26 protein-coding genes, 1 rRNA gene and 1 pseudogene are annotated in these 22,437 nt (G+C 73.0%); 18 read left to right on the forward strand and 10 right to left on the reverse strand.

The features are described from left to right. Nucleotides 1-13: 13 nt before the first annotated feature. Complete coding sequence (locus ABZ809_RS29695; protein ID WP_357565917.1) at nucleotides 14-748, forward strand: TioE family transcriptional regulator; 735 nt, start codon at nucleotides 14-16, stop codon at nucleotides 746-748. On the opposite strand, the gene ABZ809_RS29700 is transcribed toward ABZ809_RS29695, so the two are convergent. Beyond that, the gene (locus ABZ809_RS29700; RefSeq protein WP_357565918.1) at nucleotides 741-1,991 is read right to left on the reverse strand and encodes a hypothetical protein; all 1,251 of its coding nucleotides are present in this window, start codon (nucleotides 1,989-1,991) and stop codon (nucleotides 741-743) included. The genes ABZ809_RS29695 and ABZ809_RS29700 overlap by 8 nt on opposite strands. A 170-nt stretch (nucleotides 1,992-2,161) precedes the next feature. Here ABZ809_RS29700 and ABZ809_RS29705 point away from each other — a divergent pair, with 170 nt between their 5' ends. Beyond that, nucleotides 2,162-3,715, forward strand: coding sequence for an NAD(P)/FAD-dependent oxidoreductase (locus ABZ809_RS29705; protein ID WP_357565919.1), 1,554 nt, complete (start codon nucleotides 2,162-2,164; stop codon nucleotides 3,713-3,715). Nucleotides 3,716-3,861: 146 nt separating this feature from the next. On the opposite strand, the gene ABZ809_RS29710 is transcribed toward ABZ809_RS29705, so the two are convergent. Continuing rightward, nucleotides 3,862-4,320 (reverse strand): ArsI/CadI family heavy metal resistance metalloenzyme, encoded by a 459-nt coding sequence (locus ABZ809_RS29710; RefSeq protein ID WP_357565920.1) that lies wholly within the window; start codon nucleotides 4,318-4,320, stop codon nucleotides 3,862-3,864. A 124-nt stretch (nucleotides 4,321-4,444) separates the two neighbouring features. Here ABZ809_RS29710 and ABZ809_RS29715 point away from each other — a divergent pair, with 124 nt between their 5' ends. The 6 genes and pseudogenes from ABZ809_RS29715 (at nucleotide 4,445) to ABZ809_RS29740 (ending at nucleotide 7,548) form a co-directional block, all read left to right on the forward strand. Beyond that, complete coding sequence (locus ABZ809_RS29715) at nucleotides 4,445-4,819, forward strand: metalloregulator ArsR/SmtB family transcription factor (protein WP_357565921.1); 375 nt, start codon at nucleotides 4,445-4,447, stop codon at nucleotides 4,817-4,819. Next, nucleotides 4,816-5,523: pseudogene (locus ABZ809_RS29720) on the forward strand (MIP/aquaporin family protein); the annotation flags it as partial. The gene ABZ809_RS29715 and the pseudogene ABZ809_RS29720, both read left to right, overlap by 4 nt. A gap of 62 nt (nucleotides 5,524-5,585) precedes the next feature. Beyond that, a complete protein-coding gene (locus ABZ809_RS29725) occupies nucleotides 5,586-6,059 on the forward strand; it encodes an N-acetyltransferase family protein (protein ID WP_357565946.1) in 474 nt (157 codons plus the stop codon). 17 nt (nucleotides 6,060-6,076) lie between these two features. Beyond that, nucleotides 6,077-6,484 (forward strand): arsenate reductase ArsC, encoded by a 408-nt coding sequence (locus ABZ809_RS29730; RefSeq protein ID WP_357565922.1) that lies wholly within the window; start codon nucleotides 6,077-6,079, stop codon nucleotides 6,482-6,484. Nucleotides 6,485-6,566: 82 nt separating this feature from the next. Continuing rightward, complete coding sequence (locus ABZ809_RS29735) at nucleotides 6,567-6,995, forward strand: hypothetical protein (protein WP_357565923.1); 429 nt, start codon at nucleotides 6,567-6,569, stop codon at nucleotides 6,993-6,995. A 67-nt stretch (nucleotides 6,996-7,062) separates the two neighbouring features. Beyond that, nucleotides 7,063-7,548 carry a GNAT family N-acetyltransferase gene (locus ABZ809_RS29740; RefSeq protein ID WP_357565924.1) on the forward strand — a complete coding sequence of 162 codons (486 nt, stop codon included), beginning with the start codon at nucleotides 7,063-7,065 and terminating at the stop codon, nucleotides 7,546-7,548. A 62-nt stretch (nucleotides 7,549-7,610) separates the two neighbouring features. On the opposite strand, the gene ABZ809_RS29745 is transcribed toward ABZ809_RS29740, so the two are convergent. Then, entirely contained in the window at nucleotides 7,611-8,453 is an 843-nt protein-coding gene (locus tag ABZ809_RS29745) for a siderophore-interacting protein (protein ID WP_357565925.1), read from the reverse strand. Beyond that, entirely contained in the window at nucleotides 8,450-9,487 is a 1,038-nt protein-coding gene (locus ABZ809_RS29750; protein ID WP_357565927.1) for an ABC transporter substrate-binding protein, read from the reverse strand. Before ABZ809_RS29750 ends, ABZ809_RS29745 begins: the two co-directional genes overlap by 4 nt. 219 nt (nucleotides 9,488-9,706) lie before the next feature. On the opposite strand from ABZ809_RS29750, the gene ABZ809_RS29755 reads away from it, so the two are divergent. The 4 genes from ABZ809_RS29755 to ABZ809_RS29770 all read left to right on the forward strand — a co-directional run bounded on the left by ABZ809_RS29755 (nucleotide 9,707) and on the right by ABZ809_RS29770 (nucleotide 13,227). Then, nucleotides 9,707-10,657, forward strand: a complete 951-nt coding sequence (locus ABZ809_RS29755; RefSeq protein WP_357565947.1) for an iron chelate uptake ABC transporter family permease subunit — start codon at nucleotides 9,707-9,709, stop codon at nucleotides 10,655-10,657. Then, nucleotides 10,654-11,682 carry an iron chelate uptake ABC transporter family permease subunit gene (locus ABZ809_RS29760; RefSeq protein ID WP_357565928.1) on the forward strand — a complete coding sequence of 343 codons (1,029 nt, stop codon included), beginning with the start codon at nucleotides 10,654-10,656 and terminating at the stop codon, nucleotides 11,680-11,682. The genes ABZ809_RS29755 and ABZ809_RS29760 overlap by 4 nt, the downstream gene beginning before the upstream one ends. 44 nt (nucleotides 11,683-11,726) lie before the next feature. Then, on the forward strand, nucleotides 11,727-12,569 hold the full coding sequence (locus ABZ809_RS29765; protein WP_357565929.1) for an ABC transporter ATP-binding protein: 843 nt from the start codon (nucleotides 11,727-11,729) through the stop codon (nucleotides 12,567-12,569). Between the two features lie 91 nt (nucleotides 12,570-12,660). Continuing rightward, complete coding sequence (locus ABZ809_RS29770) at nucleotides 12,661-13,227, forward strand: GNAT family N-acetyltransferase (protein WP_357565931.1); 567 nt, start codon at nucleotides 12,661-12,663, stop codon at nucleotides 13,225-13,227. Between the two features lie 48 nt (nucleotides 13,228-13,275). On the opposite strand, the gene ABZ809_RS29775 is transcribed toward ABZ809_RS29770, so the two are convergent. The 4 genes from ABZ809_RS29775 to ABZ809_RS29790 all read right to left on the reverse strand — a co-directional run bounded on the left by ABZ809_RS29775 (nucleotide 13,276) and on the right by ABZ809_RS29790 (nucleotide 17,701). Then, nucleotides 13,276-14,886, reverse strand: a complete 1,611-nt coding sequence (locus tag ABZ809_RS29775; protein WP_357565932.1) for a hypothetical protein — start codon at nucleotides 14,884-14,886, stop codon at nucleotides 13,276-13,278. A gap of 192 nt (nucleotides 14,887-15,078) precedes the next feature. After that, the gene (locus tag ABZ809_RS29780) at nucleotides 15,079-15,642 is read right to left on the reverse strand and encodes a GerMN domain-containing protein (RefSeq protein WP_357565948.1); all 564 of its coding nucleotides are present in this window, start codon (nucleotides 15,640-15,642) and stop codon (nucleotides 15,079-15,081) included. Nucleotides 15,643-15,674: 32 nt separating this feature from the next. Then, nucleotides 15,675-17,030 carry a HAMP domain-containing sensor histidine kinase gene (locus ABZ809_RS29785; protein WP_357565933.1) on the reverse strand — a complete coding sequence of 452 codons (1,356 nt, stop codon included), beginning with the start codon at nucleotides 17,028-17,030 and terminating at the stop codon, nucleotides 15,675-15,677. Continuing rightward, nucleotides 17,027-17,701 carry a response regulator transcription factor gene (locus ABZ809_RS29790; protein WP_357565934.1) on the reverse strand — a complete coding sequence of 225 codons (675 nt, stop codon included), beginning with the start codon at nucleotides 17,699-17,701 and terminating at the stop codon, nucleotides 17,027-17,029. The genes ABZ809_RS29785 and ABZ809_RS29790 overlap by 4 nt, the downstream gene beginning before the upstream one ends. A 173-nt stretch (nucleotides 17,702-17,874) precedes the next feature. On the opposite strand from ABZ809_RS29790, the gene ABZ809_RS29795 reads away from it, so the two are divergent. The 3 genes from ABZ809_RS29795 (at nucleotide 17,875) to ABZ809_RS29805 (ending at nucleotide 19,277) form a co-directional block, all read left to right on the forward strand. Next, nucleotides 17,875-18,246 carry a GlsB/YeaQ/YmgE family stress response membrane protein gene (locus ABZ809_RS29795; RefSeq protein WP_357565935.1) on the forward strand — a complete coding sequence of 124 codons (372 nt, stop codon included), beginning with the start codon at nucleotides 17,875-17,877 and terminating at the stop codon, nucleotides 18,244-18,246. Beyond that, nucleotides 18,243-18,914, forward strand: a complete 672-nt coding sequence (locus tag ABZ809_RS29800; protein WP_357565936.1) for an STAS domain-containing protein — start codon at nucleotides 18,243-18,245, stop codon at nucleotides 18,912-18,914. Before ABZ809_RS29795 ends, ABZ809_RS29800 begins: the two co-directional genes overlap by 4 nt. Before the next feature lie 63 nt (nucleotides 18,915-18,977). After that, complete coding sequence (locus ABZ809_RS29805) at nucleotides 18,978-19,277, forward strand: BON domain-containing protein (protein ID WP_357565937.1); 300 nt, start codon at nucleotides 18,978-18,980, stop codon at nucleotides 19,275-19,277. Between the two features lie 61 nt (nucleotides 19,278-19,338). Here the strand turns inward: ABZ809_RS29805 and ABZ809_RS29810 are convergent, their stop codons facing one another. After that, a complete protein-coding gene (locus ABZ809_RS29810) occupies nucleotides 19,339-19,836 on the reverse strand; it encodes a DinB family protein (protein ID WP_357565938.1) in 498 nt (165 codons plus the stop codon). 80 nt (nucleotides 19,837-19,916) lie between these two features. On the opposite strand from ABZ809_RS29810, the gene ABZ809_RS29815 reads away from it, so the two are divergent. From ABZ809_RS29815 to ABZ809_RS29825, 3 genes are all read left to right on the forward strand, one after another. Continuing rightward, nucleotides 19,917-20,666: an aminoglycoside adenylyltransferase domain-containing protein gene (locus ABZ809_RS29815; RefSeq protein ID WP_357565939.1), complete on the forward strand. Its 750-nt coding sequence runs from the start codon at nucleotides 19,917-19,919 to the stop codon at nucleotides 20,664-20,666. Between the two features lie 134 nt (nucleotides 20,667-20,800). Continuing rightward, a complete protein-coding gene (locus ABZ809_RS29820; RefSeq protein WP_357565940.1) occupies nucleotides 20,801-21,199 on the forward strand; it encodes a hypothetical protein in 399 nt (132 codons plus the stop codon). A gap of 95 nt (nucleotides 21,200-21,294) precedes the next feature. Continuing rightward, nucleotides 21,295-22,338 (forward strand): helix-turn-helix domain-containing protein, encoded by a 1,044-nt coding sequence (locus ABZ809_RS29825; RefSeq protein ID WP_357565941.1) that lies wholly within the window; start codon nucleotides 21,295-21,297, stop codon nucleotides 22,336-22,338. 5 nt (nucleotides 22,339-22,343) lie between these two features. Here the strand turns inward: ABZ809_RS29825 and rrf are convergent. Next, nucleotides 22,344-22,437, reverse strand: a 5S ribosomal RNA gene (gene rrf, locus ABZ809_RS29830); the annotation flags it as partial.

Raw genomic sequence — 22,437 nt, forward strand, 5'->3', positions numbered from 1 at the left:
AACCAGCAGGACGATGCCACAGAACCTTAAAAGCAGCGGAAGGCTCAGGCCGGTCGACCTGGCGCGGGCGCACGGCCTGTCCACCCAGGCGGTCAGGAACTACGAGGCGGCCGGCATCCTTCCGGCCGCCGAGCGCACCCCGCACGGCTACCGCACCTACACGCCGGTGCACGCGCGGGCCCTGGACGCGTTCCTCGCCCTCCTGCCCGGACACGGGCACCGGACGGCCGCGGCGATCATGCAGGCGGTCAACCGGGGCGCGACCGACGACGCGCTCCGGCTCGTCGACGAGAGCCACGCCCAGCTTCTCGACGACCGCCGCACCCTCCAGGCCGTCGAAGCCGCCGTCGGTGACCTCGCGCCGGTGCCGCAGGAGCGGGGCGACACGTTCGTCGGTCCCCTGTCGAGAAGGCTCGGCATCCGCCCGGCCACCCTCCGCAAGTGGGAACACGCCGGCCTGGTCCAGCCGCGCCGCGACCCACGGACGGGCTACCGGGTCTACGGCGCGGCCGACGTACGCGACGCCCGGCTGGTCCACCAGCTCAGGCGGGGTGGCTACCTGCTGGAGCAGATCGCCCCGCTGATCGCCCAGGTCCGCTCCGCCGGAGGCGTCGCGCCGCTCGATGCGATGCTGCGCGACTGGCGCGCCCGCCTCTCGGCCCGCAGCCGCGCCATGCTCACGGGCGCCGCGGCACTGGACGCCTACCTCGCCTGCCGGCCGGCAACGCCCGAGGGCGGGGTCAGATGATGAAGTGGGTCCAGTAGGCGAGCCACGTGACGAAGAGCGCGCCCTGGAGCAGGGCCAGGGCGGCGGTCAGCCAGGCGTCCGCACCCGCGTGGCGGGCCCAGCGCGCCAGCACGAGGCCGACCGGGAAGACGGCGAGCAGGTACCGCAGCAGGCTCTTGTACACCGGCGGGCCCATCGACAGCGGCACCAGGACCATGATCAACCCGTACGCGAGATAGGGCAGGCCGAGCCGGCGGGCGCCCGCGACCAGGACCGCCAGCACCAGCACGGCGAACCACACCCGCAGCGCGTCGCGGGGCGGGGTGTCGGTCAGGCCGTGCCACAGCACCGCCAGCGGGTTCTGCACCCTGATCCCCCAGCCCTCCTCCTGGGCGTGCTTGTAGGCGAACCAGTCGCCGCTCTGCCACCGGCAGAACGCCATGAAGGCCAGCCAGCCGGCGGGCACCAGCGCCAGCGGCCAGCCGACCCGCAGGTACGCCCACCACCGGCGCGGCCCCAGCCGGTAGCGGTGCTGCCGGAACAGCACGAGGGCCAGCGGGAGCACGACGAGGAACCCGACCGAGCGGCTCGACGCCAGGAAGAAGCCCACGACGCCGACGAGCAGCCAGCGGCCCCGCTCGGCGTAGTGGAAGGCGGCCAGCGCGAGGCAGAGGAACAGCGACTCGGTCAGCGCCGCCTGGAACAGGAACGCGGCCGGCAGGAGCACCAGGTAGCGGACGAACCGGCGGGCGGACGCGTCGTCACCGAGCAGCCGCTCCCCCAGCCCGTGCGCGAAGTAGAGCATCAGCAGGAACGCCACGTTGGCGACCAGCAGCAGCGCCAGCGCCGTGTCCCCGCCCAGCAGCGGGGCCAGCGGGCGGGCCAGGAACGGATACAGCAGCGGAAAGCCGAAGTCGGGCCACGGTTCGTCGAGCGGGAGCTGGGCCAGACGGTCGTAGAGGAAGGAGTCCCAGGCGAACCAGAGCGAGACCGCGCGGTGCCCGGAGACGGCCCGCTGCTGCTCGCGCATCATGGTCTCGTCCGGCGGCGGCGCCCAGGGCACCTCGTCGAAGGCGCTCAACGCGAGCACCCCGACGACGCTGAGCACGATCTTCGTCCCGAGGAAGACGGCGAGGACGTACGGCCACGGCGCCGGCACCCGGCCGGCGACCCGCGCCACCGTACGCCGCACATCGTGGGCGCGTCCGGCCAGCCGGGCGGGCACGGCACGCCGCCGGTCCGTGGCGGCCCGCCCTCTGTGCATCACGCGTCTCCCGATCCGGCGGCCCGACGGTGCCTCATCCCCGTTCCGGGGCGGTTGACACGTCCCGTACGCGATCACCGAGGCGTCGCCGGCCCGGACGGGAGTCCGGGGTGAGTTCCGGTCGATGCCGGGTAAGCGGGCCGCTCCGGGAACCGAAGCAGGAGGCGGGCATGGGTCAGGAGCACGGCACGGTGGTCATCGGTGCGGGACCGGCGGGCCTGACCGCGGCGTACGAGCTGCTCCGGCGGGGCGCCCCGGTACGGGTGTTCGAGGCCGACGAGGTGGTGGGCGGGATCAGCCGCACCGTCGAGCGCGACGGGTGGCGCTTCGACATCGGCGGGCACCGCTTCTTCACGAAGGTGGCCCGCGTCGAGAAGTTCTGGCACGAGATCCTGCCCGACGAGGACTTCCTGCTGCGACCCCGGATGAGCCGGATCTACTACCGGGGCGCCCTGTTCGACTACCCGCTGAGCGCCGTCAACGCCCTGCGCAACCTCGGGCTGCGGGAGGCCGTGCTCTGCATGGGCTCGTACGCGCGGGCCCGGCTGCGCCCGCCGAAGGACCAGTCGCACTTCGAGGGCTGGGTCTCGGCCCGGTTCGGGTGGCGGCTCTACTCGATGTTCTTCAAGACGTACACGGAGAAGGTCTGGGGGATGCCGGCCGACCGGTTGCAGGCCGACTGGGCCGCCCAGCGGATCAAGAACCTGTCGCTGGCCAAGGCCGTGCGCAACGCGGTCCTGCCCCGGCGCAACCGCACGGACGTGACCAGCCTGATCGAGGAGTTCCAGTACCCCAAGCTCGGCCCCGGCATGATGTGGGAACGGTGCACCGAGGAGGTCCGCCGGCGCGGGGGCCGGGTCGACACCGGCACCTGGGTGACCGCCGTACACCGGGATCCGGAGGCCCGCCGGGCCGTCGCGGTCACCGTCGACGGCGCGGGCGGACGGCGCACCGAGCCGGCCGCGCACGTCGTCTCCTCGATGCCGATCTCGGAGCTGGTGGCCGCGCTGCGCCCCGCGCCCCCGGCGGAGGTGCTGGCCGCCGCGGCCGACCTGCGGTACCGGGACTTCCTGACCGTCGCGCTGGTGGTACCGGAGGAGTTCTCGTTCCCGGACAACTGGATCTACGTGCACGACCCGGCGGTACGGGTCGGCCGGATCCAGAACTTCGGCTCCTGGTCGCCGCACCTGGTGAAGGACGGCCGCACCTGCCTGGGCCTGGAGTACTTCGTGTTCGAGGACGACGAGACCTGGCGTACGCCGGACGCCGAGCTGATCGCCGCCGCGACAGCCGAGCTGGAGCGGCTCGGCCTGGTCCGTCCGGGGGTGGTCGAGGCCGGATACGTGGTGCGGATGCCGAAGGCGTACCCGGTCTACGACGAGCGCTACCAGCACAACGTGGACGTGATCCGGCAGTGGCTGGCCCGCGAGGTGCCCAACGTGCACCCGGTGGGCCGCAACGGCATGCACCGCTACAACAACCAGGACCACTCGATGCTGACGGCCATGCTCACCGCCGAGAACATCGCCTGCGGCACCCGGCACGACGTGTGGTCGGTCAACGTGGAGCAGGACTACCACGAGGAGTCGCGCCACGACGGCAACGGCCACCGGGGCACCGGCCGGGACGCCCCCGTCGTACCGGCCCGGCCCGCCGCCCCGATCGGCACGACGATCGACGGTGCCGCGAGTCCCGAACGGCCGGCCCAGGTACGCCTCGGCTGAGCCGCCAGGTCTGAACCCGTCTGCCGCCTCGGTCGTCGACCTGTCGCCGACTCAGGACGCCCGGCACAGGTCGCCCCGGTGCTGTCGACAGCACCGGTAGGCGGTGTGCGCGCCCGATCGTCGCCGCCAGGCGCGCACACCCATCCTCAGCAGCAGCCCGACGGCGCCCCGCTGGTGGCCGGTTCCTTGTCGGCGGCCGGGGTGCAGCAGGCGCTGTCGGTGGTCTTCTCCAACTGCGGGGAGTCGGCCTTGACGGTGTAGACCTCCCACGGCTCGTCGCCGGGGCCGCGCACCCACACCTTGTCCTGGAGGGCGTAGCAGCACTCCGTGCTGTTCTCCTCCAGGGTGACCAGGCCGGATTCGGTGAGGCGCCTGGTGGCCGCGTCGACCTCGTCGGTGCTGAACACCTCGACGCCCAGGTGGTCCAGCACGGTCGGCTGGTCGGGCTCGCCCTCCAGGAGTACGAGCTTCAGGGGTGGGTTCTCGACGGCGAAGTTGGCGTAGCCGGGTCGGCGCTTGGCCGGCTCGACGCCGAACAGCTTCGAATAGAAGGCCACGGAGCCTTCGAGGTCGGACACGCGCAGGGCGAGCTGGACACGGGACATGGCGATTCCTCCTGGGCGGGTTCAGCGGACGTGGTAGGCGAACCACTTGATCACGGCTTGCCTAGACGCTTGTCGAAGCAAGACCTACGTTGCACCCTGATTCGAATTCTGTCAACGTAGACGCATGCCAAAACAAGCACTGCCGGTGGTGGACCTCGACGCTGTCGCCTGCTGCTCCCCGATCGCGGCCCGCCCGATGGACGCCGCGCAGGCAGTGGTCGTCGCGCCGATGTTCAAGGCCCTGGGTGACCCGGTCCGGCTGCGGCTGATGTCGATGATCGCGTCGGTGCCGGAGATGTGTGTCTGTGATCTGACCCCGGCATTCGACCTGTCCGGGCCGACCATCTCCCACCACTTGAAAGTGCTGCGCGACGCCGGCCTGGTCGACTCCGAGCGGCGCGGCACCTGGGTCTGGTACCGGGTGAAGCCGGAGGCGTTCCGGCAGCTCGGCGCGTTGCTGGACATCTCCACCGCCCCGGCCGCCGACAGCGCGGCGTGAGACTCGCCCTGCCCCGGCGGGCCTCGGCGGAGTTCGCCGGCACCGCGCTGCTGGTCGCCGTCGTCGTCGGCTCCGGGATCGCCGCCGCCCGGCTCTCCCCCACCGACGTCGGGCTCCAGCTCCTGGAGAACGCGATCGCCACCGCCCTCGCGCTGGGCGCGCTGATCCTCATGTTCGGGCCGGTGTCCGGGGCGCACTTCAACCCGGTCGTCTCCGCCGTCGACTGGTGGCTCGGCCGCCACACCGGCACCGGCCTGACCGCCCGCGACCTCGCCGCCTACACCACCGCCCAGACCGGCGGAGCCATCACCGGGGCGATGCTGGCTGGCCTGATGTTCGACCTGCCGGCCGTGACCTGGTCCCGTACCGAGCGGACCGGCGGGAACCTGTGGCTGGCCGAGGTGGTCGCCACCGCCGGCCTGGTCGTCCTGGTCTTCGCCCTCGCCCGCTCCGGCCGCACCTCCGCCGCCCCTGCCGCCGTGGGCGCCTACATCGGCGCGGCCTACTGGTTCACCTCGTCGACCTCGTTCGCCAATCCCGCCGTCACCATCGGCAGGGCCTTCACCGACACCTTCGCCGGCATCGCCCCGGCCTCCGTGCCCGGCTTCGTCGCCGCCCAGCTCGTCGGCGGCCTGGTCGCCGTCGCCGCCCTCGCAGCCTGGTACCCCCGCGCCGCCGACTCCGCCGACGCCGTCGTCGTGCCGCACCTCGCCCAGGAGAACCGATGACCGCCTCCACCAGCACCACCGGCATCACCATCACCGGCATGGGCGACCAGCACGCCGACGCCGTGCTGGACATCTACCGGCTCGGCATCGCCACCGGCAGCGCCACCTTCGAGACCGAGCCGCCCACCTGGGCGCAGTTCACCGCCAGTCGGCTGCCCGGTCACCGCTGGGTGGCCGTCGATCCCACCGGCCGGGTCCTCGGCTGGGTCGCCTGCTCCGCCGTTTCCGACCGGTGCGTCTACGCCGGGGTCGTCGAGCACTCCGTCTACGTCCACCCCGACGCCCGCGGCCAAGGAATCGGCCGCCTCCTGCTCGACGCCCTGATCGCCTCCACCGAGCAGGCCGGCGTCTGGACCATCCAGTCCGGCGTCTTTCCCGAGAACACCGCCAGCCTCGCCCTGCACGCCACCTGCGGCTTCCGCACCGTCGGCACCCGCGAACGCGTCGGCCGTCACCACGGCACGTGGCGCGACGTCACCCTGATCGAACGCCGCAGCCCTACCATCACCTGACAGGAAGAACGTCACCGATGAGCGACAAGCCCAGCGTCCTGTTCGTCTGCGTCCACAACGCCGGCCGCTCCCAGATGGCCGCCGGCTGGCTCCGCCACCTCTCCGGCGACACCGTCGAGGTCCGCTCCGCCGGCTCCGAACCAGCCGACCAGATCAACCCCGTGGCCGTCGAGGCCATGCGCGAGGTGGGCATCGACATCACCGGTCAACTCCCAGCCCGGCTCACCTGGGATGCCGCCGAAGCCAGCGATGTCATCGTCACCATGGGTTGCGGAGACGCCTGTCCCGTCTTCCCCGGCAAGCGCTACGAGGACTGGAAACTCATCGACCCCGCCGGGCAGCCCCTCGACATCGTCCGCCAGGTCCGCGACGACATCAAGACTCGGGTGGTGACCCTGCTCGCCGATCTGGAGGGGCACCGGTAGGTCGCCGGCAGCGCCAGCGGATCTTCGCTACGGGTGGGCGGGGCTTGAGCCCCTGAGGGCAGGACCCGACTATCGTTGGCCGATGCACGCCACATCACGCCTTGCGGGCCTGGCCGAACTGACGGGCGTGCGGAAGGTGTGGTTCAGTGGTTGGTACGACGGGCCGATCACAGGTCTGGCGATGCATGACGGTCACGAGTACTGGTTCATCATGGTCACCGATGATGAAGGTGGGAGCTGGGACTTCGACCCCCGCGTCTACGTGCTCCACAAATTGACGTCCGCGCAACTGCTGGACGCATGGGAGGCGCACCGCGGCTTCGCTGCCGCCGGCTTGCCGGGGTGCCTGCATTCACCGCGGTGTGCTGCCGCGAGCGCCACCGACGACCCGAAGCTAGCCGCTCTGCATGAACGGTGGCCGCCCGAGATCGAAGACGCCTACCTGGACGCTCCCGCGATCGGCTGGTTCAGAGGCGGTGCGCGTCAGGATGACCAGCACTCGGACCACTAGCCACCGTCGACCACGTCCCTCCGTAAACGCTTTGCCGTCCTGCCGTGCCCCCCATAGCATCCGCCGGATGCGGATCCGCGAGTTCCACGAGCCGGACTGGGCCCAGGTGTGGCCGATCATCCAGGAGGTTGTCCGGGCGCAGGAGACGTTCCCCTACGACCCGGAGCTGACCGCCGACCAGGCGTACGACATGTGGGTGGAGGCCCCGCCGGGACGGACGGTGGTCGCGGTCGACGGCGACACGGTGCTCGGCACCGCGAAGATGGGCACCAACCGGCCCGGGCCCGGCGCGCACGTCGCCACGGCCAGCTTCATGGTGGCCCGCGCGGCGCGCGGCCGGGGCGTGGGCACCGCCCTGTGCCGGCACGCGGTCGGCTGGGCCAGCGAGCGGGGGTACGCGGGGATGCAGTTCAACGCCGTCGTGGCGAGCAACACCACCGCCGTCGAGTTGTACCGGCGGGAGGGGTTCGCCGTGGTGGGCACGGTGCCCGGCGCGTTCCGCCATCCCGCCCTCGGCCGGGTGGGCCTGCACGTCATGTACCGGGAGTTCTGAGCGACAAAGGACGCCGCGCGCCGCGTCCCATCGGGGTGGGACGCGACGCGCGGCGGGCATCGTCAGGCGGCGGCTGCGGCAGCCTCGGCGCGCAGGTCCTCCTCAGAGACACCGCGGCGCCAGTAGCCCGAGAAGGTGACGTGGCGGCGGTCCAGGCCGCGTTCGGCGACGAGGTGCCGGCGCACGGAACGCACCATCGAGGACTCGCCGGCGACCCAGGCGTACGGGCTGCCGGGCGACAGCCGGGCGGCGCGGACCGCGTCGGCCAGCAGGCTGCTGCCGGGGGCGGTGGCGCCCCGCACGATCCAGCTCACCTCGGCCTGCGCCGCGCTGGGCAGTTCCTGGATGTCCGCCGCGTCGGGCACCTCGATCCAGGCCCGGACCCGGGTGCCGGCCGGCAGCCAGGCCAGGATCCCGGCGGCGGCGGGCAGCGCGGTCTCGTCGGCGACGAGCAGGACCGAGTCGGTGCCGGTCGGCGGGCGGAAGCAGACGCTGCGGTTGTCCTGCACGGCCGGACCGAGCAGGACGACCCGGTCCCCCGGCAGGGCGTGCCGGGCCCAGCGCGAGGCGGGGCCGGTGTCGCCGTGGCTGACGAAGTCGATGTCCACCTCGGCCCGCTCGGGACGCTGCTCCCGAATGGTGTACGACCGCATCACGGCGCGCACGTCGGCGTCCATCGCCCGGTAAGCGCCGAACCAGTCGTCGCCCTCCGCGACGGGGAGCACCGGCTCGGGCTGGCCGGGGTGCGGCAGGAACAGCGAGACGCTCTGGTCCCGGCCGCCACCGGCGAAGTCGGCCAGCTCCGGACCGCCGAGGGTCACCCGGATCAGGGACGCGCCGATCCGCCGGGCGGCGACGACCCGCGCCGCGTAGAAGCGGTACTGGACGGCGACGAGGGTCGTCATCCGGTGACCTTCTTCGCGCCCTTGATGGCGGCGGCCAGGTTCTCCAGCAGCGGCGCGGAGCCGGCGTACGAGAAGCGGGGCACCGCGTCCCACGGGGTGATCTGGTTGGCCTTGACCGCGGGCAGTTGCGCCCAGGTGGGCTTGGCGGCCATGTCCTTGGGCTGCAGGGCGGTGCTGCGGTTGTCGAGCAGCAGCAGGTCGGCCGGGAACTTGCCCGCGTTCTCCCAGCTCAGCGCCTCGAAGTAGTCGCCGGCCTCCAGCTTGGTGGGCACGACGATCTCGACGCCCAGCTCGGCGAAGTACATCAGGTCGGTGCTGACCTTCGGGTTGGAGGCGTAGAACTGGTCGGGGCTGCCGGAGCAGGCGAGCACCTTGATGCCCGGGTTCGCCTTGACCGCCTGGCGGACCGACTCGGCGGCGGCCTCGAAGCGGGCCTTGGCGTCGGTGACCTTCTTCGCGGACAGGTCGGCGCCGAGCGACTCGGCGAGCTGCGCGTACCGCTCGATGGGCTTGGTCATCGGCACCCGGGCGGTGGTGATGGCGACGCTGGGGGCGAGCGGGAGGATCTTGTCCTTGCTCTCGTCGGGCACGTACCAGAGGGCGCCCGGGTCGTACATGTGGGTGACGAGCAGCTCGGGCCGCAGGGCGGCGTACTTCTCCAGGCTGAACTCGCCCCAGACGTTGCCGAGGATCTCCACACCCTCGACGTCGAGGTCGCCGGCCTGCGGGTCCTTGCTGCCGTCGGCGCGCTTCGTCTCGCCGAACACGCCGACGATCTGCTTGTCGACCCCGAAGTCGACGAGTGCGGCGGCGACCCCGGTGAAGGCGACGACCCGGGTCGGACGCGCGGCGACGCTCACCTTCTCGTTACGGTCGTCGGTGAACGACCACGGGCCGCCGGAGTTCGACGCGGCGGGAGCGGCGGAGTCCTCGTCCCCACCGCAGCCGGCGAGCAGGGCGGCCAGGGTGGCGGCGCCTCCGGCGGCGAGCAGGCCCCGGCGGGAAAGGCGGCGGGCGGACACGGGATGCGACATTGGCGGCGTCTTTCCGATCAGGGTCGGGCGAATGACGATGGACAGCGGGGTTAGGTTAACCTAACCTAAACGCCTGTCAAGCCCCGCCCTCGTTTTCGCCCCACACCGGAGTCCACACTGTCCGCCACCACCTCCCCACGCACCGGCGCACCTCCGGCACCGATCGTCGTGCGCCGGTCCGGCCGCGCCGCGCCACGCGCCGTCGGTCTCGCGGTGTCGGTGTTGCTGCTCGTCGCCGTCGCGGTGCTCAGCATCGCCGTGGGCGCCAAACAGCTTCCCCTCTCCGACGTGTGGCAGGGCCTGCTGCACCGCGACTCCGCCGAGCACGCCGTCGTGTACGAGATGCGGCTGCCGCGTACGCTGCTCGGCCTGATCGCCGGGGCGGCGCTCGGCGTCGCCGGCGCCGTGATGCAGGCGCTGACCCGCAACCCGCTCGCCGACCCCGGGCTGCTCGGCATCAACGCCGGCGCCTCGGCGGCGGTGGCCACCGGGGCGGTCCTGTTCGGCATCGGCGGCGTCGGCGGGCAGGTGTGGTTCGCGCTGATCGGCGCGGCGGTCGTGACCGCCGCCGTGTACGTGGTCGGCGGCGGGCGCGGGGCGACCCCCGCCCGACTGGCGCTGGCCGGCGCGGCGCTCAACGCCACCCTCTACTCGTACGTCAGCGCCGTGATGCTGATGGACACCGCGTCGCTGGAACGGCTGCGGTTCTGGACGGTCGGCTCGCTGGCCAGTGCCGAGCTGTCCACCGTCCGCACGGTCGCGCCGTTCATCGCGGCCGGCCTGCTGGTCGCGCTGGCGGTCACCCGCCCGCTCAACGCGCTGGCGCTCGGCGACGACGCGGCGCGCGCCCTCGGTGCCCGCCCCGCCCTGGTCCGGGGCGCGGTCGTCGTGGCGATCACGCTGCTCTGCGGCGCCGCCACCGCCGCCTGCGGGCCGATCGTCTTCGTCGGGCTGCTCGTGCCGCACCTCGTCCGCGCGCTCACCGGGCCCGACCTGCGCTGGCTGCTGCCGTACTGCGCGGTCCTGGCGCCGGTGCTGCTGCTCGGCGCCGACGTGCTCGGGCGGGTGCTGAGCCGGCCCGGCGAACTCCAGGTCGGCATGGTGACCGCCGTGGCGGGCGGTCCGCTCTTCCTCTGGCTGGTGCGGCGCGGGCGGGTGGCCCACCCGTGAAGACCCTCCGCACCCCCGGCGGCCTCTCCCTGCGGCTGCACCCCCGCGCCATCGTCGTCGGCGTCACCTGCGTGCTGCTGGCCCTGGCGCTGAGCGTGTTCGCCATCGGCAGCGGCGACTACCCGATGAGCACCGCCGACGTGCTGCGCGCCCTCACCGGCCAGGGCACCCCGGCCGAGGAGTTCATCGTCACCGAGCTGCGGTTGCCCCGGCTGGTCACCGCGCTCTGCGTCGGCGCCGCACTGGCGCTGGCCGGGGCGGTCTTCCAGTCGCTGGTCCGCAACCCGCTGGGCAGCCCCGACATGCTCGGCTTCACCCAGGGCGCGGCCACCGGGGCGCTCGTCGTGGTGGTGGTCGGCGGCAGCAGCCTGGCGCTGGCCTCGTCGGCGGTGGTCGGCGGGCTGGTCACCGGCGCGCTGGTGTACGGGCTGGCCTGGCGACGCGGTGTGCACGGGTACCGGCTGATCCTGGTCGGCATCGGCACCATGGCGATCCTCACCGGGGTCAACGGCTGGCTGCTCACCCGGGCCCCGCTGATGGACGCCGCCCGCGCCGTGCTCTGGCTCACGGGCAGCCTGGACGGGCGCGGCTGGGTCAACGCGCTACCCGTGCTGATCGCACTGGGCGTGCTGGTGCCGCTCATGCTGGCCGCGTACGGGCCGGCGATGCGGCTGGTCGAGATGGGTGACGACGCCGCCGCCGCCCTCGGCGTACGCGTGGAGCGGATGCGCCTGGTCACGCTCGCCGCGGCGGTGCTGCTGGTCTCCCTCGCGGCGGCCGCCGCCGGGCCGGTGAACTTCGTGGCGCTCACCGCGCCGCACCTGGCGCGGCGGCTGACCCGGGCGCCGGGGCCGAACCTGCTGCCGTCGGCGGCCGTCGGGGCGGTGCTGATGGTCGCCGCCGACCAGGTCGCCCAGCGGGCGTTCACCGGGCACCAACTGCCGGTCGGCGTGGTGACCGGGGTGCTCGGCGGCGCCTACCTGATCTGGCTGCTGGCCACCGAGCGCCGGGCCGGCCGGCTGTGACCGGCCCCGGCGGGGCCGCCCACGACGAGAACGGAGCACCGAGCATGCAGTCCCGGCTGAGCGGCACCGCGATGACCCTCGCCTACGAGCGACGGACCATCGCCGAGGACCTGAGCGTCACCGTGCCCGACCGGTCCTTCACGGTCATCATCGGCCCCAACGCCTGCGGCAAGTCGACCCTGCTGCGGGCCCTGTCCCGGCTGCTGAAGCCCACCACCGGGGCGGTGCTGCTCGACGGGGAGGACATCCACCGGATGCCGGCCCGGGGCGTCGCGCGCACCCTCGGCCTGCTGCCGCAGACGTCCGTCGCGCCGGACGGCATCGGTGTGGCCGAACTCGTCGCCCGCGGCCGGTATCCGCACCAGGGGCTGCTGCGGCAGTGGTCGCGGGAGGACGAACGGGTGGTCACCGAGTCGATGGCCGCCACCGGGGTCGCCGACCTCGCCGACCGGGCCGTGGACGAGCTCTCCGGCGGGCAGCGGCAGCGGGTGTGGATCGCCATGGCGCTGGCCCAGCAGACTCCCCTGCTGCTGCTCGACGAGCCGACCACCTACCTGGACATCGCCCATCAGATCGAGATCCTCGACCTCTGCGCCCGGCTGCACGAGGAGCAGGGCCGCACGCTCGTGGCGGTGTTGCACGACCTCAACCACGCCGCCCGCTACGCGACGCACCTGATCGCGATGCGCGACGGGCGGGTGGTCGCCGCCGGCCCGCCCCGGGACGTGGTCACCGCGGAACTGGTCGAGGAGGTCTTCCGGCTGCCCTGCCGCGTGATCGACGACCCGGAGTGCGGCACCCCCCTGGTGGTCCCCGCCGCCCGCCGCCGGACCGGGGCCGAGGCGGGCACCCTGACGATCGCGGCAGGCGGCGGGAAGCGGGCGTGAGCACCGCCGGCCGGGGCCGTCGGACGCCCGGCGCCACGCCGGTGATCGAATTGCGTGCATATCGACGGAAATCACCGTATCGTGATGCACGATGCGTAATCTTGCCAGCACCTACCGACAAGACGTCGACGGCTTCGGCCTGGTGACGATCCGCCCCCTCGACCCCGACACCGACATCGACCTGATCCACGGCTGGGTCAGCCAGGAACGCGCCCGGTTCTGGGGGATGCGCGACGCCGGCCGGGACCGGGTCGAGGAGATATACCGCTACCTGGACTCGCTCACCACCCACCACGCCTGGCTGGTACACCGCGACGACACCCCGGTCGCGCTGTTCCAGACGTACGATCCGGCGGCCGACCCGGTCGGCGAGTACTACGAGGTGCTGCCCGGCGACCACGGGACCCACCTGCTGATCGGCGCACCCACCGGGATCGAGCGGGGCTTCACGGGCACCCTGCTGAACGTGCTCTTCGGCTTCGTCTTCGCCGACCCACGGCACCAGCGGGTGATCGCGGAGCCGGACGCGCGCAACGAGAAGGCGGTACGCCGGCTGCTGCGCACCGGTTTCGTCGCCGGGCCGCTGATCGACCTGCCCGAGAAGCAGGCCCGGCTGCTCTTCCTCGACCGGGAGACGTTCGAGACCCGCCGGCCCTGACGCAGCGACGCTCCCGGGCGGTCGGGCCGCCCGGGAGCGTCGCGGGGATCAGCCGCCCGGGCGCAGCACCCGGCCCGGCCCGGCGGCGTTGTCCGCCGCTGCCTGGCTGCGCTGGGCGCCGGTCACGCACACGTCGTCACCGAGGAACGCCTCCCGCCACACGTAGCCCGCGACACAGGTGTGCGGGCCGTACGGGCCGTTCACCCAACGGCTGGCGGCGGCGGCGTTGTCGGCGAGCACCTGCGACCGGGTCGCCCCGGTGACGCAGACGTAGTCGGACTGGTCGGCGTCGCGCCAGACGTACCCGCTGACGCAGGTGTTCGGCCCGGCGACGAGGCGTGCCGGGTTGCGCCGGCTCGCCGCGGCGGCGTTGTCGGCGGCGGCCTGGGTGCGCTGGGCGCCGGTCACGCAGACGTCGTCACCGGCGTACGCCTCGCGCCACACGTAGCCGGTGACGCAGGTGTGCGGGCCGTACGGGCCGTTCACCCAGCGGCTCGGGGCCGCGGCGTTGTCCGCCCACACCTGGCTGCGGGTGGCGGGGGTGACGCAGACCATGTCGCCCGGCCGGGCCTCCCGCCAGACGTAGCCCTGGAGGCAGCGGTTCACCACGTCGGTGGTGACGGTGACGGACGCGGCGTCGCCCGAGACCCAGTTGACGCTCACCTGCACGCCGTTGGCGTTGAGCGACTGCGCCGGCCCCCCGCCGGGCCCCGTCCGCAGCAGCGTGGGCGTGCCGTTGCGGACCTCGTGCAGCAGGACGGTGTCGGCCGGGATGCCGGCACTCCAGCCCGTCTTACGGCGGAACTCCACCGTGTAGTAGTGGAACAGGTCAGCCGGGTCGAACGGGATCCGGACCAGTTGCGGGCCGCCCGCCGACGGCACCTCCAGCGGCGCCAGCGTGATGGTCCGCGAACCCACGCCGTCGGCGGCCATGGTGAACACCCGGTTCTTCGGCAGCCAGCCCAACTCGTCGCGGTGGAAGCCGTTGAGCCCGACCGCGCTCGTGCCGTAGTTCGCGGTGGCGAAGGCGTAGATGTGCATCGCGCTCATCTCGTCCCACGGGTCGTCGTACTCGCCCGGCTGGGACCACGGCGCGTTCTGGTAGGTCGTGTCGTTGGAGAACGAGTGCCCGAGGTTGTAGCCGTGCAGCATCTCGTGGGCGGCGAAGCCGACATTCCAGGCCCCCGGGTCGAGCAGCACCCGCCCGCCGGCCGCCCCGGAGTCCACCCAGTCGTTCAACATCACGGCGGTGCGGTGCCCCGCGGGAACGGTGTAGCCGTTCGCCGCGGCGGTGTCGACACAGCGCTGGATGCGGGTGCCCCGGTCGATCGACTGGAACTGCGCCAGGGTGTACGACATCGTGTACCAACCCCGCACGTTCGAGCCGGCCAGCGAGACCCGGCCGCCGGACTGGTCGGCGAGGTAGTCCGCCACCCCACCCGTACCGAGACCGGCGTGGGTGAGGAAGTTGGCGAAGAACGACGGGGTCCTGGGCTCGGCCGGCTTGTCGCTGAACTTGCAGAGCAGCACCGACCAGGGGGTGTTGTTGCGGATCGGGCTGGCCGCGGCCGGCCCCGTCGCCGCCACCACCGTCCCGAGGACGGCGCAGCTGAGCGCCACGGTCGCCGTGGCGACCCGGCGCAGGAGGTTGGATCCCACTCGCACTCTCCGTTTCCGTCGGCCCGCACGGTGCGGGCCAGCGGGAGAAATGAGAGCACTCGGCGTCATCACGCGGGCACGGCAAGTCGCATTGACGACGAGCAGGAATCCGACTCGCCCACCGGGTGGACGCGCCTTCAGCGGCTGACCCGGCGGCCGGTGCCCGGCGGCGCGGGCGGGTGTCCCGCCCCGTCACCGGGGCGCGACGAGGCCGGCGTAGTCGTCGGCGGCGAGGGGCCGCTGGGACAGCGACCCGTCGGCGCGCGGCACCCCCAGCGGTGCCCCGGCCCGGAGGAAGGCCACCGTGTCGACGTCGGAGCGGGCCGTCAGGGTGCAGACGATCTGCCCGAAGGCGAGGACCTCGTCGCTGCGGCCCGTGTCGTCGCCGGCCCCACCGAGGTCGACGTCGACCTCGGTGCCCCGCGGCCGGGCAGTGGCGACCGCGACGGCCCCCGGCAGCGCGGTGGTGAGGCCGGTGTCGCGCTCGGCGGCGGTCGGACCGGCCAGCAGGTGCTGGAGCTGGGCGTCGACGGTCGGCGTGCCGTCGACGCGGCGCTCGACGCGGACCAGCCGGTCGTCCCGGACGAAGCAGAGCACCTCCATCGCCCGTCCCGACGTCAGGGTGGGCGTCGGCGTCGTGACGACCGTTCCCGAGGTGGGAAACGGCCCCGGCGGTGGCGCCACCGCGCGCGGGCCGCTCTCGGTCGGCACGCCGCACCCGGCGAGCAACCCGAGGACGACGAGCGTCCCGCCCACGCCGCGCCACGGGCCGCGGGACGCGGGCCCGGTCACGGCAGCACCCCGGGCAGCTCGACCCGGAAGCGGGCGCCCCCACCCGGGCGGTCGCCCACCCCGGCGCGGCCCCGGTGCGCGGCGGCGTGCTGCGCGACGATGGCCAGCCCGAGCCCCGTGCCGTCGCCGCCGGCACGCGAGTGCGCGGCCCGGCCGCGGACGAACCGGTCGAAGATGGCCTCCCGGTCCCGCGGGGGCACGCCCGGCCCCTCGTCGTCGACCTCGACGACTCCCGTCCCGTCCCGCTGCGACAGTCGCACGGCCACCGGTCCGCCCGCGTGGCGGATCGCGTTGTCGACCAGGTTGGCCAGGATCTGCTCGACGCGACGCTCGTCGACCAGCCAGCGGTCGGCGCCGCCCCGGTCGGCCCGTACGAGCGTGTCCGGCAACCCGCGCGCCTGACAGGCGCGCCGGGCCAGCGCCGCCACGTCGACCGGCGCCCGGTCGATCGGCTGGTCGCCCCTGGCGAGCTGGATCAGGTCGTTGACCAGCTGCTCGAACCGCGTGATCTCGTCGGCCACCAGCCCGGCGGCCGTGGCGGTGCGCTCGTCGAGGTGGTCCCGGCGCCGGGCCAGGACGCTGGCCGCCGCCGACAGGGTCTGCAACGGCGACCGCAACTCGTGGCTGACGTCGGCGGCGAACCGGCGGTCCCGTTCGATGCGCTGCGAGAGCTGGTCGACCATGTGGTTGAAGGACGTGGAGAGCCGGGTGAGGTCCGGATCGGTGGTCGTCGCGAGCCGGGCGGAGAAGTTGCCCGCCGCGATCTCCTGGGCGGCGTCGGCGACCGCCGTCAGCGGTCGCAGGCTGTGCCGGGTGGCGTACCAGCCCAGGGCGGCGCCGGACCCGGCGACCACGATCGCGACGGCCGTCAGCGCGAGCGCCAGGACCCGCAGGGTCTGGTCCAGCTCGCGCAGCGAGGTCAGCTCGTAGTAGCTGGTGGAGGGGGCCAGCGGCAGGCCGACCAGCAGGGTGGGCTGGCCGTTGACCCGGACCCGCTGCACGGCCGGTTCCCCGTCACGGACGAGCCGTTGCAGCTCGACCGGGATGGCGGCGGTCAGGCCCGTGTCCGCCGTACGCCCGTACCAGTCGTCGCCCCGGTGCAGCAGCGGTCGGCGGTTGCCGCCGGTGTCGAGGGACCGCAGCACCTCCACCACGTCGGGTGCCTCCGTGTCCAGGCCGGTACGCACCACCGCCGCGTCGAAGTACGCCGCCCGCACGGCGGTGCGCTCCCGCTCGTCGAGCAGGGACCTGCGGGTCAGCTCGTAGGAGACCAGCGCCATGGAGGCGGACAGCAGCAGCGCGCCGATGGCGAACCCGGCGGACACCCGGGCCCGCAGTCCCAGCCGCCTCACCGGGTCAGCTTGTAGCCGAGGCCGCGCAGGGTGACCAGGTGCCGGGGGTTGCCCGGATCGTCCTCGATCTTCTGCCGCAGCCGGCCCACGTGCACGTCGACGAGGCGCTCGTCACCGGTGTCGTAGCCCCAGACCCGTTGCAGCAACTGCTGGCGCGACAGCACCCGCCCGGCGTGCTCGGCCAGCTCGCACAGCAGCCGGAACTCGGTACGGGTGACCGGCACGGGCCGGCCCGCCCGGCGTACCTCCCCGGCGTCCGGACTGATCTCCAACCGCCCGAACGTGAGCACCTGCACGGGGTCGTGCGTCGCGCGGGCCCGGCGTCGCAGCGCGCGCAGCCGCGCCGAGAGTTCCTTGATCGCCACCGGTTTGACCACGTAGTCGTCGGCGCCGGCCTCGAGCGCCGCCACGATGTCGTGGGTGTCGTCACGGGCGCTGACCACCACGATCGGCACGTCGTCGTCCCGGCGCAGCCGCCGGATGCACTCGAAGCCGTCCAGGCCCGGCAGCATCAGGTCGACCAGCACGTTGTCGGCCGGTTCCCGACGCTGCATCAGCAGCCCCTCCTCGGCGGTGCCCGCGCCACGGACGCGGTAGCCCTCGTCCTCCAGCGCGAGCAGCAACGCCAGACGGATCCGGTCGTCATCCTCGATCACCAGCACGCCCGTCATACCGGCATCATCCCCAAGGCGGACGCGGACGCCCAGCCGCGTCCGGCGTTCGACGGTTTTGTCACGCAACTGTCATACAACCGCGTGGCCCGCGCCACGGCCGGTGTCGAGGGTGGTGGGCGAAACCCACGGGCCGGTGACCGCCGGCCGACCGGTCCCGGAGGAGGAGGCAGATGACCGTCGCCGGCCTCGTCACCGCACTCGCCGTCGGTCTCCTCGTCGCCGGGGTGGGCTGGCTGGTGGCGCCGCACCGGCGGGAGGTGCCGGTCTGGCTGGCCCTGGTGTCCGGGATCGTCACCGCCCTGCTCGGCGTCATCCTGGCCCGCATCGTCGGCCTCGACACCGACCGGTCCGGCCTGTGGAGCGTCGGCGTACCGGCCGTCTCGGCCGTCCTCGGCGTCACCCTCGTGACGGCCACGGCCGGCCCGCGACGGCCGGCCGCCCCACCACCCGGAACGCGGCCGGACCTCGATCCCACGCCGACACCACCGGTCACGGACCGGCGGGTCGCCCGGCCCGACCTCCCATGGAGGAAGACACCATGACCGTCGTACCGGACGAGCACCTGATGACGTTGATCTGCGACAGCTGCGGAGACACGATCACGGGGACCGCGTGCGTCCTACCGGACGCCGAAGTCGTCTGGACCCTGGTGGCCGAGCACGGCTGGAGCGGATCGGCGTTCGCCACGGGCCCGCACCGCTGCCCCCGGTGCAGCCTGCTGCCCCCGGACGACACGGGCGGCACGGGCGGCACGGGCGGCACGGGCGGCACGGGTACGCCGCCGTCGGGCGGGGTGCTGGGCGTCGACCACCTCGACGACGTCGCGGTGGTCACGGCCACCGGCGACATCGACGTCGACGCCGCCGACGACCTGCGGGCGGCCCTGCGGCAGACCGTGGACGTCTCTGGGCACGTGGTGGTCGACCTGACCCGGGTCCGCCTCATCGACGCCGGCGGGCTCGGCCTGCTCGTCCGGGCACACCGCGACGCCCGGGACCGCGGCGCCGTGCTGTGCCTGGCCGCTCCGTCCCGCTTCATCCGCACCGTGCTGCACACCATGCGGCTCGACGGGCTGTTCCCGGTCTTCGAGAGCCCGGAGGAGGCCCTACGGCGGCTGTCCGCGGAGGGGACCGCCGACGCTGACGGCGACCGGGGCGGGGCCGTGGCGCGGCCCGCCCCGGCGGCGGTGACCGACGCGCTGTCCCGCTGAGCCGACACCGGGCCCGGGTCGCTTCCGGGCCCGCAGACCATCGACAGGAAAGAGTGCAGAACCATGCGTACGCCCTGGCCGTACCCGGACGAGGGCGCGTTCCGCCCCGATCCGACCGAGCCCGCGCCGGACGACGAGGACGGCCGGCTGGCGGCCCTGGTCGCCCAGCGGCTGAGCAGCGACTGGACGACCCGCCGCCAACAGATCGTGGTGACCGTGCAGAACCGGGTCGTCATCCTCGCGGGCATCGTGGCAGGCCCGGACACCCGGCGGGCGGCCGGCGAGATCGCCTGGGACGTCCAGGGCGTCGTCGACGTCTGCAACGCACTGCGACTCGTCGACTCCCGCCGGCCCCGCCGCTGACCGGCTGCCCCGGCGCGGACCGCGACACCCGGTGGAGTTGCCCGCCGGCGGATACCGCGCGCTACTCGTTCAGCAACTGCTCACGCAGGATGTCCGCGTGCCCGCAGTGCTGAGCGAGCTCACGCAGCACGTGAAGATAGACCCAACGCAGCGGAAGCGGGCCGCGCCGGTTGCCGTACAGCAGGTCGTCCAGTCCGAGCGACGACGTCGCGTGGCGGGAGGCCGCGCACGCTTCCCGGTACGCGTGCTGGACGGTGGCGATGGTGTCGTCGTCACGCAGGACGAAGGACTCGTCCGGCGTGGCCGGAATGCCGATCTCGGTACGCGGCCGGCACGTGACGGCCTCGTCGAACCAGACCTTCTCGACGAACGTGGCGTGCGTGACCAGCCCCAGCAGCGTGGTCCGGGAGGGCACCAACGACCGGCGTGCCTGCTCCTCGGTCAGCCCGTCCAGGCAGTCGTGGAGCGCCCTGCGGTGCTCGTCGAGGAACGCCTCGAACTGGAGCCGGGCCGGCTGGCCGATGACCTCTTCCGCGAACGTGGCTGGCAGCAAGGACATGCGCAAAGCATCGCAAGGACCTCCCCCGGGAGCAAGTGCGCCCGCCGATCCCCCCGCTCGGCGGCTGGTACGAATGACGGATGGCACACGCCGAACCCGACGCGCTGGCCGTGGCCGGACACCTTGCCGACCGCTGCGCCGACGTCATCGGTGCCGCGACGCGATCGGTGATACTGCACGGGTCACTCGCGACCGGCGAGTTCCGTCCCGGCCGCAGTGACATCGACCTGCTGACCGTGATCGACGGCGGGCTCTCCGACGCTCAGGTCGCCGCGTTGGACACCCTGGTACGACGCGCCGACGTCCGCGGCGCGAGCGGCGTGGACCTGCACGTGGTGACCGCCGACGTCGCCGGCGCACCGACCCGGACGCCACCGATGGAGCTGCACGTCGGCCGGTACGACGGATCCTGCGTCGGCGTGGAGGTGGAGTCACACGTGGCCGCCGCGCCGGACCTGCCGGCCGAGTTGTCCATGGCCCGAGCGGAGGGACGCGCCCTGATCGGCGCGGACCCCCGCGACGTGGTGGCGCCGGTGCCGGCCGCGTGGGTCCGGCAGCGGGGCCGGCACTGGCTGACGACCTGGCTGGCCCACACCGACGACGCCGAAGACGCCGCCCACATGGTGCTCACCGCCTGCCGGATCTGGCACTTCGCGGTCGAGGGCAGGCACTCCGGCAAACCGACAGCTGCCAGGTGGGCCCTGCGCCGGGACGGGTCACTGACAGCCGTCCGGCAGGCCCTCCACCAGTACGCCGCCGATCCGGCCGCGCCCATCGACGAAGCCGGCATCGCGAAGGTGCTCGACACCGTCCTCCGCGAGACTGCTTGACGGCGCCCAGGCTGCCGTCCATGACCGACAACGCCTGGGCACCGGGGCACCGGGCCGGCCGCTAACGTCCGGGTATGGCAGCAGAAGCAGCGGGAGCGTTTCGTCGGACGCCGATCGAGCGATCGGACCAGCGCGTGGCGTGGGAACGGACGGACCAGGCGTTCTTCGCCGCCGGTGCGTGTCACGTCCTCGCCTGGGTCTGCCGAGACTCCTATCCGGAACGGTCGATCCAGACAGCGGCGGTCCGCTTCGCCGGCGAGCGGCAGGTCTGCCACGTCTACGCGATCTGGGAGGGCTGGGCGTTCGATCACTCGGGCTGGCATCCCGAGCCGCAGTTGCTGGCGGTCAACACAGAGTTCGAAGGCCAGCCGCTGGAGCGCGTCGAAATCACGGTCGGTCTCGCGGAGTTCTGCGAGCAGCACCACAGCCGCATGCCCCACCAGTATTGGCAGGACCCCCTGCCCCGTGCCCGCGAGTACGTGGGCCGCCACGTCCCACCATGGGCGTCGCGACCCCGGCCGTCGATGCCGTGATCGTGTCAACGCAGCAGGGCTCCGGCGCCTTCGGGGTGGCCGCGGGCCGGGTTTGATCGGATGGGCTCGTCGGTGCCGTTCACTATGGTTGGTCGATGGACGTTGTCAGCACTGCCGACGTCTCGCCGGGCGACCGGTTCGCCTTCTGGCGTGAGGTCAGCGCGAAGCTCTGGGTACCGTACGACTTGGCCCGGGAACGGCAGGCGGAAGCCGGATTCGAGGCGCGGGTCGGCATCAGCGGGTTCGGCCCGGTGCAGGCGACCCTGATGACGACGATGGCACACTCGGTGCGCCGCACGCCCCGGCTGATCCGGCAGGCCGACCCGGAAGTGTTCAAGGTGAGCTGCATGGTCAGTGGCAGCGGCACGCTGACGCAGGACGGCAGACGGGCGGAGTTCGGCGCCGGGGATCTCGTGCTCTACGACACCTCGCGTCCGTACCTGGCAGAACTCCGGCCGGACGAGTCGACGAGCCGGATGCTGCTCCTGCGTTTCCCCCGTGCTCTGCTGCCGTTTCCGCCCCGGGAGCTGCGTGACCTGAGCGCCGTCCGCATTCCCGGCGCCCGCGGCGTCGGCGCGTTGTCGTCGCGCTTCCTGCTGCAGCTCGCCGACCAGATGAACGAGTTGACCCCGGCCGAGACCACGCGTCTGGCCACCCTGACGCTCGACGTGCTGATCACGGCGTTGGCCGACGCGCTGGACACCCAGAAGGTCGTCCCCGCGGACACACGCCGGCGGGCGCTGACCGCCCGCATCCACGCCTTCATCAGCGACCATCTCGGTAACCCGGACCTGACCCCGAACGTGATCGCCGCAGCGCACCACATCTCCGTGCGCTACCTGCACAAGCTGTTCCAGCAGGAGGGGCACACCGTCGCCGGCTGGATCCGCGAACAGCGCCTCGACCGGTGCCGACGCGACCTCGCCGAAGCCCGGTTCGCCGCCCGCACGATCAACGCGATCGCCGCCCGGTGGGGATTCACCAGCGCCGCGCATTTCAGCCAGGCGTTCCGCGCCCGATACGGCCAATCGCCCACCGAGTTCCGCCACCAGCTCCCGACGGTGCACCGGGACAGCGCCCTGCGGAAATGGTCTGGAATGCAGTTCAGGGCCACCCCGCAAGGGGTGACCCTGAACTGAAAGATGTCCGGCGGCGTCCTACTCTCCCACACCCTCCCGAGTGCAGTACCATCGGCGCTGGAAGGCTTAGCTTCCGGGTTCGGAATGTAACCGGGCGTT

This window comes from Micromonospora sp. NPDC047074, assembly GCF_040643815.1.
GTDB lineage: Bacteria > Actinomycetota > Actinomycetes > Mycobacteriales > Micromonosporaceae > Micromonospora.